The following is a 16,484-nucleotide window of genomic DNA, read 5'->3' as shown; positions in this document are numbered from 1 at the left end:
CCGGTCGTGAGATTGGCGGCTTTTCATTTGTCGTGTGACTCCCACGGTTGACTCCCACATCACGCGTAAGTGCTGTTCGGGCACCTGTTGATTGTCACCGAGAACTGACCCGGCAACTGCAGAAATTGTCATTGAGAATTGACCCATGTGTAACCTTGCCCCTGCTTGAATCAGCTGGGAGCTATTGGAGTGTTAGACATGGGATTTCTGAGGATTATTCGGAAATGGGCTCTGCGAGACAAGATGCCCATCCGCGAGATTGCGCGCCGGACAGGGGTGTCTCGCAACACGATCAAGAAGTATCTGCGGACAGGGATAGTTGAGCCCGAGTTCCAAATTTTGGACCGACCGAGCAAGTTAGACCCTTATGCTGAGAAGCTGACAGGCTGGTTGCTGTCTGAGCAGCGTAAATCACGCAAGGAACGGCGAACGGCCAAACAGATGCATGCAGATCTGGTTCAGCTCGGCTTTGATGGTTCATATGAGCGTGTCGCGGCCTTCGTGCGGAACTGGAAGGGCGAACGCCAGCGTGCTCAACATACGACTGACCGGGGTGTTTTCGTGCCCTTGGTCTTTCAGCCGGGCGAGGCGTTCCAATTCGATTGGAGCGAGGACTGGGCCTATGTCGGCGGCGAGCGCCTCAAGCTTCAGGTCGCTCATATCAAGCTGTCGCACAGCCGCGCATTTCTGGTGCGGGCCTATCTACTGCAAACGCATGAGATGCTGTTTGATGCCCACTGGCATGGCTTTCGGGTGTTTGAGGGTGTTCCGGGGCGTGGCGTCTATGACAACATGAAGACAGCCGTTGACCGGATTGGTGTCGGCAAGAAGCGCGATGTAAACGCACGGTTCCTTGCGATGACCAGCCATTATGTTTTTGACCCTGAGTTCTGCAATCCCGCGGCAGGGTGGGAGAAAGGTCAGGTTGAGAAGAATGTGCGCGACGCCCGCCATCGGCTTTGGCAACTCATGCCCGCCTTTCCGGACCTCAATGCGCTGAATGAATGGCTGGAGGAGCGCTGCAAGCTTCTCTGGGCCGAGACACCGCATGGCAGATTGCCTGGCAATATTGCGGATATCTGGGACGCCGAGAAGGCCGCGCTGATGCCACTGCCCACAATGTTTGACGGCTTTGTCGAGCAGAGCAAGCGGGTATCCCCCACTTGTCTGATAGCATTCGACCGTAATCGCTACTCAGTGCCTGCCAGCTTTGCGAACCGCCCTGTCAGTCTCCGCATCTATCCTGAACGGCTGGTCATCGTCGCCGAAGGCCATGTGGTCTGCACGCATGAGCGCATTATTGAACGCTCACACCGTCAGCCAGGGCGCGTTATTTATGACTGGCACCATTATCTGGCGGTGGTTCAACGCAAACCCGGCGCGCTGCGCAACGGGGCGCCCTTCGTTGAGATGCCAGAAGGGTTCCGGAAGCTGCAGGATCATATGTTGCGTAGGCCAGGTGGTGACCGCGAGATGATCGACGTCCTATCCTTGGTCCTCCACCATGACGAACAGGCCGTGCTTTGCGCAGTAGAAATGGCGCTGGAGGCGGGCGTACCAACAAAAACCCATGTCTTGAACCTACTTCACAGGCTGGTGGATGGCGCACCGATAGACCAGCCCGATGTGACCCCGCCTGCGGCCCTTTCTTTGAATAAGGAGCCCGAGGCCAATGTCGCACGATATGACGGGCTACGCACCACGGGAGGAACACGTCATGCGTCATGATCCCGCCGGTGCTGCCATCGTCATCATGATGCGTAGCCTGAAGATGCCAGGCATGGCTCAGGCCGTGCAGGACCTGCATGAGCAGGGATCGCCTGCTTTCGATGCAGCGATCCCCATGTTGTCGCAGCTGCTTAAAGCCGAGATTGCTGAACGTGAGGTGCGTTCCATTGCCTACCACATGAAGGCAGCACGCTTTCCGGCATACAAAGACATCTCTGGCTTCGACTTTGGCGCCAGCGAAGTCCGTGAAGCTTTGGTCCGCCAACTTCACCGATGCGAGTTCATGGACGCGGCTGAGAATGTAGTGCTGATCGGAGGCCCTGGAACGGGAAAATCGCATGTCGCTACCGCCCTCGGCATTCAAGCAATCGAGCATCATCGCAAGCGTGTGCGCTTCTTCTCCACGGTCGAGTTGGTCAATGCGTTGGAGCAAGAAAAGGCCCAAGGCAAGGCAGGAAAGATCGCTGAGGTGCTGGTGAAAGCTGATTTGGTGATCCTGGATGAGCTGGGATATCTGCCGTTCAGCGCTTCGGGTGGCGCGTTGCTGTTCCACCTTCTAAGCAAACTCTACGAGCGCACCAGCGTCGTCATCACAACCAACCTGAGCTTTAGCGAATGGGCCAGCGTGTTCGGTGATGCAAAGATGACCACCGCGCTCCTCGACCGCCTCACACATCGTTGCCACATTCTCGAGACCGGCAATGACAGCTACCGGTTCAAGGCCAGCTCCGCGACAGCCAAACAGAAACGAAAGGAAAAAGCGGTATTGACGCCATCATAACGCAAAGAACATAACAACTGGGTGGGTCAAGTCTCGGTGAAAATGCCGGGTCAGTTCTCGGTGACAATCAACAGAATGGGCATTCGCTGCTTGGCGCGGTCGCGGCAGCGGGCGGACCGCGCGCCCATCGAAATTGCCTTCAGTTGTTTTGTGATGTTGCGCAGGCGCAAAGGCTGACGCGCCCTATGCGGTCTGAGTTCAAGCGCTTCCAGGAGCTGCTGACCTTGGCGAAGGCAGACGAGCGTCGGCCTGAGTGCCTGAACGATCATGATCTGGAGGCCATCAACCAGATGGCCGTCCAGCTCGAAATTCTACTGCAGAGAATTGGCCCCGATCGGGGACCAAGCGATATCGGCAATATGCTGACAAGGCGCGCATGACCTAATCCCCGGCGATCCGTGCCGGGGAGCTTGAAGCGTAGCATGGTGCTGCGCGAAGACTGGAGAAAATGGTCATGCATAAACACTTTCTGGAAATGCCCCTCGAGAGGCTTTGCGCGAAAGCTCTCTTCGAGCTCAAAACAGCTGGGGAACGGATAACCTCTGCGGACCTTGCGGCAAGCGCCCACGATCGGCTCAGATTGGCAGGCTGGGCAGCAAGTGTGGGCGGGGATATTGATCTCCGCCAAGCCGGCTCGGCATTGACCCCTATCATTTCGCTGCTGGAGCGTGAAACCGATTGCGAGACAGTGGGTCATCGGAACATCTTTTGCGGGTCGATTGACCCGGAGGAGGGCGATGTAGGAGAAGTCGTCGCCATACGCATCCTTACGGAGAGGGGTGAACGCATTCAGCGATGTTGCGACCGCCTTCGTCGGGTGCAACATATGTTGCAGGTGATCGAGGCTCGTCTGGCAGCTGAGACGGCGGTCATGTCTCAGTTATGAGAGCTGGACTGGTCAGGAAGGCAGCGGCATCATGCACGTCCAGCGCAGTTCGGGACGTGTTAGACCGTTCGTAACTTTAGTCCAGAATCGCAGTTCTTGGAACGCCGCGGTCTGAAACTGTAGATCACCCTCTAAAAAGGAAATCGGACAGCGCGTGCGATGGGCAATTTCGACTCCCACACCACCCTATTTCTCATACGGTTTCTGTGGGAGTCATCGCCGCCAATGCGTTGAGAAATAGTAGTTTCGTGAGAATTCAAAATCCCCCGCCGCGAGGCGTGCCGGTTCGAGTCCGGCCTTGGGTACCAATATACAAACACCTGATTTTCTTATGGAAAATGAGGTGTTTTGTTTTTTTATGGTGTGTGTTTTTAGGTTCCGATGGCGTGACTCACACTCGGCTGTTCCGGAGTTGGTCATCCACGTCACTCTTGGGCCGCGCGACTTAGCTATTTCCTACTGGCGCCCTTCCGATAGTATGCGACCATCTCAGCGCTTTGACTTGTGACCGCCTGAATCTCAGCATCGCACGCTCCGGCTTCGGCAAGCTCCACAATAGCGAGTTTGCGTAGACCATGGAGCACGTAAGGTGAGGCCCTCTCGCGATCTCCACGCTGGTCCGATTGCTGCGCGTCTAAGTTATGGCGGTGAAACATCACCTGCTTCAGTGTGACTAGCTAGCGCGATGCGGACGGGAGCAGCCTTTCACTGCAACTGTTCTACTGCCGCGATGGTGCCATACCCAAAGCCGACCCAAGAATATCGTACCCTTGGCTTTTCCAGAAATGCGGCAGATCTATGAAGACCCAATTCTCGGCGAGTTTGTCGTGGTCGCGACGATAGATGTCTATCACGCGAAACTCGCCTGCTTCACTGCCGCCGGGATACCCCATGAACCCGCCCGTGGGGCGGGCGGTAAAGTTGGGCCACCCAAAGAAACCGCCAAAGTGGCCTTCGGCAAGTCGGCAGACGTGTTGCGTTTTGGACCGTTCCGCAAAGCCTGCCCGGAACGGCGCAGAGTGCTGCTCCATATAACGGTCTATCGTGTACGTCGCGCCGATCCCCGCTGGGCCCCACCAAAGCATATCTTCTGCCCAAGTTTGCGCCAGTTCATCCCGCAATGAGAGGCCTGAGTTCCACTGACCCAGATCGCTGATCATTCTGTTAATAAGGTCCAATGTTCGCCGGCCTTCATTCGGGTTCTGTGGGTCGAGCAACAAGCCGTTATGTGGCTGTGGCCCTGGTTGGACAAGATGCGCACCGGTTTGACCGGGGAAGGGCGCAAGCCCCGCTTGAATCATCAAATGGGGAATGTCGAAATACATAGCACTTTCGATAATTTGGCCCTGATCTACGCGCGAAAATTCGCAGTATCTTAGGCTGGTAATCTTCCGAGTTGGCACGATTTCAAGCCAGGGCTCATCGAAGAGCCCCATCAGATGCCCCATTGAGACCACCCAAACAGAGCTGTCCTCGGCAAGGCTATTCACCCCCGCAAAAAAGATGTCTTCGCGCCTTTGCATATGCGTAAGTGACCGCCGCAAGGGGCGCCAAAAAGTGTCAGCGACCTGTGCTGGGCCGGTGAGTTCGTTGAACGGGTGATAACCGCGCCAGCGATAGTTGCTGCTGCAGTGGTCGCTCAGGGCTTGGGTGATTCCATCGAGCGGCGCGCTGTCTAATGCGGTGTGGAAGGCGCGGACAATGCCCTTTGCCCCTGTAATATATGACATTTCTTCTACTCACTCACAGAGGCGCGAAACTGCGCACTGAAATTCTTGCATACGTTTGCAAAAATATGTTGCCAAACGAAATGCGGCAAGTCTACCCTACTGCATACCAATGCAAGATTTGTCGCACAGCGGCATCCGAGGAGGGACCGTGGCAGAGATCCAACTGAAGAATATCTCAAAGCGATGGGGCAGTTTTGTCGGGGTCGACAACTTTGACCTGACCATCGCGGATCGCGAGTTTCTCGTGCTTCTCGGGCCATCCGGCTGCGGCAAGACCACCACCATGCGCATGATCGCAGGGCTCGAAGAGGCGACGGAAGGAGAGATCCATATCGGAGACCGCATGGTCAACGATCTGGACCCGAAAGACCGCGATGTGGCGATGGTGTTCCAGTCCTACGGGCTTTACCCGCACCTCAACGTCTATGAGAACATCCGCTTTCCGCTCAAGGTGCGCAAAGCGGATCCGGCAACACATGACGAGCGGGTGCGCAAAGCGGCGGAGATGGTCGAGCTGACTGACTTCCTTCACCGCAAACCCGCCGAATTGTCAGGCGGTCAGCGTCAGCGGGTTGCTCTGGCACGGGCAATCGTGCGCAAGCCCTCGGTGTTTTTGATGGATGAGCCCCTGTCGAACCTCGACGCCAAACTTCGCGTGTCGACGCGTGCTCAGATCAAAAATCTTAGCCACGAGCTGCAAGTCACGACGGTCTATGTGACCCACGACCAGATCGAAGCCATGACTTTGGCCGACCGTGTGGTGGTGATGAAGGCTGGGGTGGTGCAGCAGGTCGGCACGCCGACCGAGATATACGACAACCCGGCCAATACCTTTGTCGCGAGCTTTATCGGCTCGCCAGCAATGAACCTACTCGATGGGGAAATCCTGAACGGCACCTTTACCGGCAAGAACGTTACCGTTTCAGGGCTGAACGCGCCGAACGGGCCGGTGATACTAGGTTTTCGGGCCGAGGATGCGACCGTGTCCGAGACGCCTGCTGGGGAAATCGCGGCACCGCTCTACACGATAGAATTGCTTGGGGACGCCACAATGCTGACGGTGCGGGCCGGAGGTCAATTGGTTTCGATCAAGGCACACAAGGAATTGCGGGCCCAGATCGGCGACCCGGTGGCCTTTAACGTCCCTGCCGCGATTTGCCATTTGTTTGACCATGAAACTGGCGGGCGCCTGAACCGGCCATAGCCCAAGAACAAGACAAGCGCCGCAAAGGTGCATTTCATCAACGGGAGAAAACCAATGTATCTGAAATCAATAGTCACCGCCGGCGCGCTGACCATCGCCGCCACGGCTGCCACAGCCGAATGTAGTTTTGAAAACGACACCAAAATCAGCATGTTGTCTGCTGGTTTTGAGGCTTGGAAGGCCGTAACGGACCAGATGTCTGAATGCGGCAATTTCGAAGCCGAGCTTGATCAAGAGTTCCGCACCAAACAGCCCGCAGCCTTCGCGGCCTCTCCGTCGCTTTACCACATTGGTGGGGTGTCGAATGGCACAGTCACGCCCTTGCTCAACGAAGGTACGATCCGCCCGCTCGATGATCTGGTCGAGAAATACGGGCAAGACCTGACCCCCAACCAGTTGATCCGCGTTGACGGCAAGATCATGGCGATTGCCATGATGGTCAACACACAGCACCTTGTGTACCGCCGCGACGTGCTCGAAGACCTCGGCATCGAAGTGCCAACGACTTATGACGAAGTGTTGGCTGCTGCTGAGAAAATCGAAGAAGCCGGCGTGGTGGACTATCCGCTAGGCGCGACGATGATGTCCGGCTGGAACCTCGCGCAGGATTTCAACAACATGTTCTACGGCTACGGCGGCGAGTTTGTTGATGCCGAGAACCTGCCGACCATCAACAACGAAGCGGGTGTAAAAACGCTGGAAACACTCAAAGCGATCACCGCTTACCTTGATCCCGAATATCTTGTTTCTGACTCGACTTATGTTCAGCAGCAGTTCCAGCAGGGCAAAATCGCTATGGCGAATCTTTGGGCCAGCCGGGCAGGGGCCGCTGAAGACGAGGGGGAGAGCCAAGTCGTTGGTCTGGTAGATACCGCCGCAGCCCCCACGGCGATGGAGGGCGGCGCGCCTGCGACAACAATCTGGTGGGACGGTATGGTCATCGCCAAGAATATCTCCGACGAAGAAGCCGAAGCAGCCTTCAAGTTGATTGTCGCGGGTCTGTCGCCAGAGATGGTCAAAGCAAACAATGGTGCGGCCATCTGGTTGGTGCCGGGATATGAGCCTGACCGCCTTGCCAAAGGTGCGATCGACACGCTGAACACCTCGCCCGCGCCCAAGTCCTACCCATCGACCTCTGCCATGGGGCTGATGCACACGGCCGTCGGCAACAACGTGTCGGATTACCTAACCGGCGCGACCGACGCCGAGACCACATTGGCCGAGATTGAGAAAGACTATCTCGTATCCGCCCGTGAAGCTGGATTGATCACAAACTAACCCAGCCCGATGCCCGGGCGGTGCAGTTCTGCGCCGTCCGACGCTTCCATCTCTTCCGCGTCGCGTTTTGCCGGACATCGCCCCTACGATGTCCCGCCAAGCCCGATCCGATCTTCTTGCCACCCTCTGACTGAAAGCCGGACAAATGAAATTCAGAACCTTTGCAGCGTTTGTCGGACCGTCTTTGTTCATGATGTTTTTGTTCATTGCCCTGCCGCTGGTCAGCGTCTTTGCGCAGAGCTTTTACGTCACCCAGCCGGTGTTTGAGCGCGCCGAGGTGGAGACCTGCACGCCGGGTTTTCCGAACCCGGTCTGCGTCAAAGAGGTTAAGACCACCCCGGTGATCGGCGAGGACGGCAAGGTCGCGACAGAAAGTCATTTTACCGGGCTCGAAAGCTACCGCAATGTGCTGGAACTGGGCCGGGTCAAGGACGCGCTTTCCCGGGGCAGCTGGTCTGAATTGATGACCATCGACTTCTGGAAAGCGCTGCGCTTCACGCTGACCTTCACCTTAATCACCCTGCCGCTGGTGCTCGGTGTCGGTCTGGTGATTGCTTTGGCGGTCAACAATGCTGTGCGCAAAATCCGCGGGCCCGTGATCTTCATCTCATTGCTGCCGTTTATCATCACGCCGGTGATCGGCGGGCTGTCGATCCGCTGGCTGTTTATCGGCGATGGTATCCTGACAGCCGCGCTGGAATGGTGGACTGGCACCAATATCTCGATGTTTGCCCAAGCCTGGACCATTGAGCTGATGATGATGTTCTACAGGGTCTGGCACGTAGCGCCATTTGCCTTTGTGATCTTCTATGCCGGGCTGCAGACCGTCAATCAGGACACGCTGGAAAGCGCCATTATCGACGGTGCCAACCGCTGGGAACGTCTGCGCTATGTTATCGTGCCGCATCTGATGCCGCTTATCGTCTTTGTCGCGCTGATCCACCTGATGGACTGCTACCGTGTCTTTGAAGAGATCATCGCTTTCTCCAGCCAGAGCCACGTCATTTCACTGCAATGGCTGACCTACGATTTCCTGACCCCTGACGACTCGGGCAACCGCTCGATCTCGCGGGCCTCGGCCTCGGCGATGCTGACCATGGTGGGGATCATTGCCCTGCTGATCCTGCCGCTCAAGCGCACTTGGCGCGACCACAAAGGGAGCCACTGAGATGTCCACCCCCAAGGCAATGCAACAATCCCTCGCGCTGCGTGTCAGCTCTGCAAGCTTTCTGATCTTCTGGTGCCTCATCGCAGCCTTTCCGATCTTTTGGATCTTGGTGATGAGTTTCAAAAGCCCGGTCGATGCCTTCTCCGCGCAGCCGCTAGACGTGATCTTTGGCCCCGCTACCCGCGCCGCCGGGGAGGGATTGAGCCTGATCGATCTCAGTCTAGGTGCTGTGGTACTCTGGTTCGCTTACCGTTTCGCCTTCCGGGAGTTGCCGCAGATGGTAACCCGGTTCACCCGTCCGGGGACCGTGGTGATGGGCTGGGTGATCGCCGTGCTCGGCTTTGCAGTCGCCTTTATCGTGCTGTTCTTCGGGCTGCTGCCTTGGCTTCTTAGCGGGTTGAATGCCATTTCGGGACCTTTGGGTGAGCCTGTGCTCGGCCTTACGACACAGCATTACAAATCGGTCTGGGTCGAGAACCAGTTCTACCGCAATTTCATCAACTCAATCATCGTCACCGCCGGTGTCGTGACCATCTCTCTGACCGTCGGCACATTGGCGGGCTATGGATTGGCGCGCTCTGGTTCCAACCTTGCCTTCTGGCTTCTGATCGTGGCGTTGATCTTTCGGGCCCTGCCGCATTCGGTGCTGGTCGCCGGCTACTTGCCGGTCTTTATCAACTCATCGGAAATCCTGCGCCCGATCTTTGGCGATGCGGCACCCACCCTTTACGGGCAGCCCTATGCCGTGATCGCTGTGCTGGTGGCAATCAACCAACCCTTCACCATCTGGATGCTGCGCAGCTTTTTCCAGAACATTCCGTCCGAGTTGGATGAGGCCGCTCGCGTCGATGGATGCTCGCATTTCCAAGCGTTTCGCCGGGTGATTATGCCGGTCATGTGGCCGGGCGTTATTACCACGGGGCTGTTCAGTTTTTTGCTGGGATACAACGACTTCCTCGTGACCTCGCTGCTGCTCGATGCTCAGAACCAAACGATGGTCCCGGCCATTGCGGGCTACTTCAACCGCGAGACCACGACGACCGATCAGGTAGAAGCTGTCGCAGCAGCCGTGTCGATCACCGCGCCTCTATTTCTGCTGGTGATGGTGTTCCAACGCCAGATCGTCAGCGGTCTGACAGCGGGGGCGGTAAAAGGCTGATGTCCTGCAATTCTCGCACCCACGGAATGATGCGCCACCCGGCGCTCAACCGACTGCCCCGCGATTTCATCACGATATGCGTTTGCCCCCGCTAACTGCATGTTAAGACAAGATGAAAGGATGACCCGATGAAGGGTTCGAGACCAGAACAAGCCGTGCTGACGCGCGACACCGACCTGAGTAAGACAGGCGAAACCCGTGCCGTGATCGAAGGCATGGTGGACGGATTAAATGACCACCGCATTGACGACATCGGCCAGTTCTTTGCCGAGAGTTTTCGCTGGATGGGCAATCGCGGATGCGGCACCAAAGTGGGGCTGCAAGCCTTTCAGGAAAACTGGCAGCGGCCCTTTCAGGCGGCCTTTTCCGACAAGACCTGCGTGGATGAAGCGCGGCTTTTCATGGGCGAATGGGCGGCGGCCTTTGGCCGCCAGGAGGCGACCCATTCGGGCAAATTTATGGGGATCGAACCGACGGGCAAGCGCGTGACGATCCGCTACATGGATTTCTGGAAGGTGGAAGAGGGGCGCATCACTGACAATTGGGTGATGGTGGATTTCCCGGATGTTCTGGCGCAACTCGGGCATGATGTCTTTGACGGGGAAGGCTGGGAGGCCTTTGACAACGGCATCCGCGTCGCGCCGCGCCCGGAGACAGCTCGTGGATAGGCACGCTGCCAACAAACGCGCGCTCGCCCCAATGCGGGCGGCGCTGCATCAGGGCGATGTCGCAGTAGCCAAGCAGGCGCTGGCAGATATCGTTGCGCCCGATGCGGTGTTTCACCACTGTCATCCCTTCGGCGATCTGACGGGGGCTGATGGATATTGCGATGCAGCCCTTGCCCCGTTGCAGGCTGCATGGCCGGATCTGGAGCGGCGCGATTGGATCGTTATGGCTGGTCAAACCCCTGAGGGGGCCGAATGGGTTGGATGCGGGGGGCACTACTTCGGTACCTTCCTCTCGCCTTGGCTCGACATTCCGCCAACTGGCCATCTCACTCATATGCGCTTTCACGAGTTCTACCGATTTGAGAGAGGCAAGGTCGTCGAATCTCAGGCAATTTGGGATATTCCAGAGGTAATGATGCAGGCGGGAGCTTGGCCCATGGCGCCCTCCTTGGGCCGCGAGTTCTGCGTGCCCGGCCCTGCAACGCAAAATGGGCTGATCGAAGCGCCCCATGATGCGCAACAGGCTGCGGCCAGCACTCAGCACATTGCCGACATGCTCGATCACCTCACAAGGCATCCCGCAAAAGGCGGACCTGAGGTTATGCAGATGGAGAGATTCTGGCATCCGAAAATGAACTGGTACGGCCCTGCGGGGATCGGCACCGGGCGCGGCGTGGATGGCTTTCGCAACTGGCATCAGATTCCGTTCTTGCGGGCGATGCCGGACCGCGGCCAGCATGTGGACGGGACCGACTACCACCTCTTCGGCGAAGCCAACTATGCAGCCGTGACGGGCTGGCCGAACATGATCCAATCCGTGTCAGACGACGGGTGGATGGGTATCGCCCCTTCGGGGAAAAAAATCTCCATGCGGTCGCTGGACTTTTGGCGGATCGAGGCGGGAAAGATCCGTGAAAACTGGGTGCTGGTCGATCTGCTCGACGCCTATCGACAACTGGGCGTGGATGTTTTTGCGCGGCTGCATGAGTTCAATAAGGCGCGCAACCTAGGGCCAATTCGCCTTCCGGAAAACTGATTTGAGAACGGCCGCCTCTAGCACCGGGGGCGGAAAATAAGGCAAGAAGGACAGGACCACATATGGCTGACAGGATAACATCTTTGCAGGTGGCAGAACGGGCAGGCGTTAGCCAATCCGCCGTCAGCCGTGTGTTCACGCCGGGCGCGTCGGTCTCAGAAAAAACCGCCAAAAAGGTGCGCGCAGCGGCGCAAGAGCTTGGCTATCGCCCAAACGTGCTGGCGCGGTCCCTCATCACGGGCAAGAGCCGGATCATCGGGTTGGTCGTGGCTTATCTGGAAAACCAGTTCTATCCCGAAGCTATCGAAAAACTGTCCCATGCGCTTCAGGCCCAAGGCTATCATGTGCTGGTCTTCATGGCGTCAAACGACACTGAAACCACTGACAAGGTGATCGACGAATTGCTGGATTATCAGGTCGACGGGATCATCACCGCGTCGGTGTCGATGTCCTCCAACCTCACCGCGCGCTGCGACGCCGCGGGCATCCCGATCGTCATGTTTAACCGCCAGCAAGACGATGATCGGTTGTCTTGTGTGCGCTCTGACAACGTAGCGGGGGGACTGAAGGTTGCGGAGCATCTTTTGCAGACCGGGCACAAGCGGATTGCCCATATCGCGGGATGGGACGGCGCTTCGACCACGCGCGACCGGGAAACCGGACTGCTCATGGGGCTGGCAAAGGGTGCGCAGACATTGTTTGCGCGGGGCGAGGGCATGTTTAAGTACGAGACCGCCTGCGAGGCCGCGCGCCAGATGTTTACAGCCACAGAAATCCCTGATGCGGTCTTTGTAACCAACGATCATATGGCCTTTGCGGTCATGGATGTGTTGCGTTTTGAGCTGGGGCTGCGCGTGCCCGAAGACGTCTCTGTCGTGGGGTACGATGACGTTCAGCTCGCCGCTTGGCCTGCTTACAACCTCACGACTGTGCGCCAACCCGTAAATCGAATGGTGGATGAAACGGTCAATATTTTGATGACCTGCATTCGGGAACCGAACACCGCGCCGCGCCGGGTGGCCATTGACGGTCCTCTCATCCTGCGCGGTTCGACACGCAATCAGAAAGGAAAAAGCTAATGAAAGGCTTCGATAAGAAGTGGAAGGACTTCCCCGATTATATCATTGGGATCACCAAAGAGATTTGGGAAGACCGCGGCATCGCCACGCTTGATCACTACTATGGCAAGGAAATGCCCGTGCGTTCTCCTGGGTCCATCGTCGTGGGCAATGACAATGTGGTCGCCGCGACCATGGCGACCTTGGCAGAATTTCCTGATCGCACGCTTTATGGCGAGGATGTAATCTGGTGCGAAGGCAACGACGATGGCTTCCTCAGCTCACACCGGCTGTTGTCGACAGCGACCCACGCTAACGCCGGGGTCTATGGCGCGCCCACTGGCAAGAAGTTGAAATACCGCATTATCGCTGACTGCTATGCCCGCGAAAATGCGATCACCGATGAATGGCTGGTACGCGACCAAGGTGCCATCGTGCGGCAGTTGGGCTGGGAGCCTGCGGATTTTGCGCGTGACCTGATCGCCCGCGAAGGCGGAGCGGAAGCCTGCGTAAAACCTTACTTGCCGGAAAATGACATTGCAGGCCCCTATACGGGGCGCGGCAATGACAACGAGTGGGGCGCAAAGCTGGCGGATATTCTGACGCGCATGATGGCGGCCGACTTCGGTGTTATACCCAAGGAGTATGACCGGGCGGTAACGGGCGAATATCCTGGTGGCGTCACGGCGCTGTCGCATGGCGGGGTCGATCAGCATTGGCTGGGACTGCGCGCGTCCTTTCCGAACGCTGAATTCAAGGTAAACCACGTCATCGGGCGCGACGATCCGATGATGCCGCCCCGTGCGGCCGTGCGCTGGTCTCTGGACGGAGCGCATGATGGCTGGGGCAGCTTTGGGCAGCCCACTGGCAAGCGCGTGCATATCATGGGGATGACCCACGCTGAGTTCGGCCCTTGGGGCCTGCGCCGCGAATACACGCTCTACGACGAAGTCGCCTTGTGGAAGCAGATTATCCTGCAAACCGGCTGACAATTCACCGTTTTTGGGAAGCCGCAATATTCATGCCCGCGCGCCAAACGGCAGTCGAGGCAATACATCGGAGAAGAGAATGACACCCGCAGACATGGAAGCCCGCATTGTCCGTTACGGCGATCTGCAACCCTGCAAGACCGCTTTCATTGACGCCCACACGCCGGGCAGCAACCAAAAGGAAAACTTCACCATCATCGGCGGTGGAGTCTCGGAAAGCCCGGACCAGCATGTTCACATCACGACACCGCATGGGTTCAATATCGGCGCGGCAGGGCAACCGCCGAAGTGTCGCAACTCGCTGCACAACCACCGCACAGCAGAGGTGTTCTTTATTCTCTCAGGCCGCTGGCGGTTCTTTTGGGGCGAGAAGGGAGACGCGGGCGAGGTCATTCTTGAAAAGGGCGATATCTTCAACATCCCCACCAATATCTTTCGGGGTTTCGAAAATATTGGCACCGACTACGGGATGATCATGGCCATCCTCGGCGGCGACGATGCTGGGGGCGGTGTGATCTGGGCGCCGCATGTTATTGAGGATGCTAAGGACCACGGGCTGATCCTTGGCGCAAACGGCAAGCTTTATGACAGCAAGAAAGGCGAGACGCTTCCTGACGGCGTTGACCCCATGCCGCTGCTGACGCAGGACGAACTTGCAAAGATCGATTGCCCCACAGCCGCCCAAGTGCTGGGCGGCTACGTGCGACGTTACCTCGATATGGTGGCGCTGTCTGGTGAAGGGCCGGTTAAGGTGATCGGGGAGAACGGTATCATCCGCGACAAACCCGGTTTTGAGATCGATTTCCTGACCCGCGCGAATGCCAGCACCGAAATGCATAGCCATGACAAACCGTCGGTTTTGATGCCGGTAGCAGGGCACTGGCGCATCGAATGGGAAGGCGGCAGCGCCACCCTTGCCCCCGGTGACACGATGAGCGTGCCGGAAAATCTCAGGCACAGCGCGGTGCCCTCGATGTCCGGCGAAGCGGCGCTCTATCACGTGATCGCAACTGATGATCCTGCTGGACAGACATGGCGCAATGGCTGAGACACTGCCGCTTGTACTGATCCCCGGCATGATGTGCGACGCGCGGCTTTTCGGGCCGCAGATTGCCGCGCTGTCGGGGACTGTGCCGATATTGCTGGCTTCAATTGTCGCCCATGACACGGTGGAAGCGCTGGCTGCTGATATCCTCGCATGGGCACCGGCGCGCTTTGCGCTTGCCGGTCTTAGCATGGGGGGAATTGTTGCAATGGAAGTGGTGCGGCAGGCACCAGAGCGGGTTGCCGCGCTTGCCCTGCTGGACACCAATCCGCTGGCCGAGGTGGAAGCGGTCAAAGCCGGACGAGAGCCTCAGATAGAGCGTGTTATGTCGGGCGGGCTTGGCGCGGTTATGATCGAGCAAATGATCCCAAGGTACCTTGCACCCAGAGCGCATCGGCCAGACATCGAAGGGCTCTGCCGCGACATGGCGCACAGTCTCGGCGCAGAGGTTTTCGTGCGGCAGTCGCGCGCATTGCAACAGCGACCTGACCAGCAGGAGACCCTGCGCACATACGCCGGCCCTTCATTGGTGCTCTGCGGCCGTGACGACGCTTTGTGTCCCGTTGCGCGACATGAGTTGATGGCAGAGTTGCTCCCCCGTGCGACGCTTTGGATCGTCGAAGGTGCTGGGCATCTGCCGACCTTGGAATGCCCAGGCGAGACGACCGGTGCTCTGAAGCAATGGTACAAAGCCGTCTAGCGATGATCTCTTCGACAAATGGCGTGAAATAATTTCAACCGCTGATGAAAGTCGGTTAAGACCGAGTCATGAAAAAGGTCACTGCCAAGGATGTCGCTGCCCGTGCGGGCGTTTCGGTCTCTGCCGTGTCGCGGGCCTACCGTGGCAGCGCGCCGATTGCTGAGGAAAAACGCAAGGCGATTTTCGCCGCTGCAACCGCACTTGGTTATGTCAGCAAAGTGGATCAGGTGCTGGCCAGACATTCCAGCAACACGATCTCCATGGTCGTCAGCGAAATGCGCAACCCGTTTTACCCGATTGCGATCGACGAATTGACCCGCATGTTGCCTGACCGTGGATTGAAGGCGATCATGCATGTCGTGCCTGCGGCTGAGGATGTGGATTCTATGATCCGGCAGGTTATCGATTTCCGGACCAGGGGTGTGATCCTCGCCAGTTCTACAATTACATCTAAGCTCGCGCGGGCCTGTCGAGAAAACGGGATCCCGGCTGTTTTGTTGAATCGGGTTCAGACAGATAGCACTATGATGGCGGTCTGTTGTGACAACTACGGCGGTGCGCGCACCATTGCGCGACGGTTCCTCGACGGGGGGCGGCAACGCATCGCCTTTATTGGCGGCCGGCGCGATACCTCGACACATCTTGAACGCATGCGCGGATTTCGCGACCAGTTAGAGGACGCAGGCCGGGAAATTGCTGTGCAATTCGACGGAGGGTTCAGTTACCGGCAGGCCTATGCCGCTGCGCAGGAATTGCTGGCTCTGCGCCCCATGCCTGACGCGGTGTTCTGCGCCAATGACATTATGGCAATCGCCACGCTTGACGCCGCACGGATGAATGGAGTTTCCGTTCCTGCCGATATCGCGGTGATCGGGTTTGATGACATTCCGATGGCGGCGTGGGAGTCCTACCGCCTGACGACGATGCGCCAACCGCTGCGCCGTATGCTGGATCAGGCAGTCGATATCATTATGGACGCGAGTAGTTATCTGGAGACAGGTGACATCCGCGTGCTGCCCGCTGAACTGCAAGAACGGCAAAGTGGGTAGTGAAA

16 protein-coding genes are annotated in these 16,484 nt (G+C 57.8%); 14 read left to right on the top strand and 2 right to left on the bottom strand.

The features are described from left to right. Positions 1 to 198 precede the first annotated feature (198 nt). Together istA and istB are read left to right on the top strand one after the other, a co-directional pair. The gene (gene istA, locus K3762_RS11200; RefSeq protein ID WP_132447149.1) at positions 199 to 1,728 is read left to right on the top strand and encodes an IS21 family transposase; all 1,530 of its coding nucleotides are present in this window, start codon (positions 199 to 201) and stop codon (positions 1,726 to 1,728) included. Continuing rightward, the gene (gene istB / locus K3762_RS11195; protein ID WP_260009488.1) at positions 1,718 to 2,509 is read left to right on the top strand and encodes an IS21-like element helper ATPase IstB; all 792 of its coding nucleotides are present in this window, start codon (positions 1,718 to 1,720) and stop codon (positions 2,507 to 2,509) included. The genes istA and istB overlap by 11 nt, the downstream gene beginning before the upstream one ends. A gap of 50 nt (positions 2,510 to 2,559) precedes the next feature. Here the strand turns inward: istB and K3762_RS11190 are convergent, their stop codons facing one another. After that, positions 2,560 to 2,778: a hypothetical protein gene (locus K3762_RS11190; RefSeq protein ID WP_132443248.1), complete on the bottom strand. Its 219-nt coding sequence runs from the start codon at positions 2,776 to 2,778 to the stop codon at positions 2,560 to 2,562. Positions 2,779 to 2,963: 185 nt separating this feature from the next. On the opposite strand from K3762_RS11190, the gene K3762_RS11185 reads away from it, so the two are divergent. After that, positions 2,964 to 3,395 (top strand): hypothetical protein, encoded by a 432-nt coding sequence (locus K3762_RS11185; protein WP_132443249.1) that lies wholly within the window; start codon positions 2,964 to 2,966, stop codon positions 3,393 to 3,395. Between the two features lie 719 nt (positions 3,396 to 4,114). On the opposite strand, the gene K3762_RS11180 is transcribed toward K3762_RS11185, so the two are convergent. Continuing rightward, positions 4,115 to 5,125 (bottom strand): nuclear transport factor 2 family protein, encoded by a 1,011-nt coding sequence (locus K3762_RS11180; protein ID WP_132443250.1) that lies wholly within the window; start codon positions 5,123 to 5,125, stop codon positions 4,115 to 4,117. 148 nt (positions 5,126 to 5,273) lie between these two features. Between K3762_RS11180 and K3762_RS11175 the strand changes: the two genes are divergently transcribed. The 11 genes from K3762_RS11175 (at position 5,274) to K3762_RS11125 (ending at position 16,479) form a co-directional block, all read left to right on the top strand. Continuing rightward, positions 5,274 to 6,329 (top strand): ABC transporter ATP-binding protein, encoded by a 1,056-nt coding sequence (locus K3762_RS11175; protein WP_132443251.1) that lies wholly within the window; start codon positions 5,274 to 5,276, stop codon positions 6,327 to 6,329. A gap of 54 nt (positions 6,330 to 6,383) precedes the next feature. Then, complete coding sequence (locus tag K3762_RS11170) at positions 6,384 to 7,607, top strand: ABC transporter substrate-binding protein (protein ID WP_120351262.1); 1,224 nt, start codon at positions 6,384 to 6,386, stop codon at positions 7,605 to 7,607. A 145-nt stretch (positions 7,608 to 7,752) separates the two neighbouring features. Further along, positions 7,753 to 8,775 (top strand): carbohydrate ABC transporter permease, encoded by a 1,023-nt coding sequence (locus K3762_RS11165; protein WP_132443252.1) that lies wholly within the window; start codon positions 7,753 to 7,755, stop codon positions 8,773 to 8,775. A gap of 1 nt (position 8,776) precedes the next feature. Next, positions 8,777 to 9,934, top strand: a complete 1,158-nt coding sequence (locus tag K3762_RS11160; protein ID WP_120351260.1) for a carbohydrate ABC transporter permease — start codon at positions 8,777 to 8,779, stop codon at positions 9,932 to 9,934. A 128-nt stretch (positions 9,935 to 10,062) separates the two neighbouring features. Next, the gene (locus K3762_RS11155) at positions 10,063 to 10,602 is read left to right on the top strand and encodes an ester cyclase (RefSeq protein ID WP_260009487.1); all 540 of its coding nucleotides are present in this window, start codon (positions 10,063 to 10,065) and stop codon (positions 10,600 to 10,602) included. Positions 10,603 to 10,633: 31 nt separating this feature from the next. Then, positions 10,634 to 11,638 (top strand): ester cyclase, encoded by a 1,005-nt coding sequence (locus K3762_RS11150; RefSeq protein ID WP_260012808.1) that lies wholly within the window; start codon positions 10,634 to 10,636, stop codon positions 11,636 to 11,638. Between the two features lie 62 nt (positions 11,639 to 11,700). Next, a complete protein-coding gene (locus K3762_RS11145; protein ID WP_120351257.1) occupies positions 11,701 to 12,717 on the top strand; it encodes a LacI family DNA-binding transcriptional regulator in 1,017 nt (338 codons plus the stop codon). Continuing rightward, a complete protein-coding gene (locus K3762_RS11140) occupies positions 12,717 to 13,685 on the top strand; it encodes a nuclear transport factor 2 family protein (RefSeq protein WP_120351256.1) in 969 nt (322 codons plus the stop codon). The genes K3762_RS11145 and K3762_RS11140 overlap by 1 nt, the downstream gene beginning before the upstream one ends. 79 nt (positions 13,686 to 13,764) lie before the next feature. After that, entirely contained in the window at positions 13,765 to 14,733 is a 969-nt protein-coding gene (locus K3762_RS11135) for a cupin domain-containing protein (protein ID WP_260009486.1), read from the top strand. After that, a complete protein-coding gene (locus K3762_RS11130) occupies positions 14,726 to 15,430 on the top strand; it encodes an alpha/beta fold hydrolase (RefSeq protein ID WP_260009485.1) in 705 nt (234 codons plus the stop codon). Before K3762_RS11135 ends, K3762_RS11130 begins: the two co-directional genes overlap by 8 nt. Positions 15,431 to 15,498: 68 nt before the next feature. Then, on the top strand, positions 15,499 to 16,479 hold the full coding sequence (locus K3762_RS11125; protein WP_260009484.1) for a LacI family DNA-binding transcriptional regulator: 981 nt from the start codon (positions 15,499 to 15,501) through the stop codon (positions 16,477 to 16,479). Positions 16,480 to 16,484: the final 5 nt, after the last annotated feature.

Origin of the sequence: Sulfitobacter sp. W074 (assembly GCF_025142275.1) — a bacterium.
GTDB lineage: Bacteria > Pseudomonadota > Alphaproteobacteria > Rhodobacterales > Rhodobacteraceae > Sulfitobacter > Sulfitobacter profundi.
The sequence above is the reverse complement of the archived record's forward strand: the minus strand, read 5'-3'. Positions and strand labels throughout refer to the sequence as shown.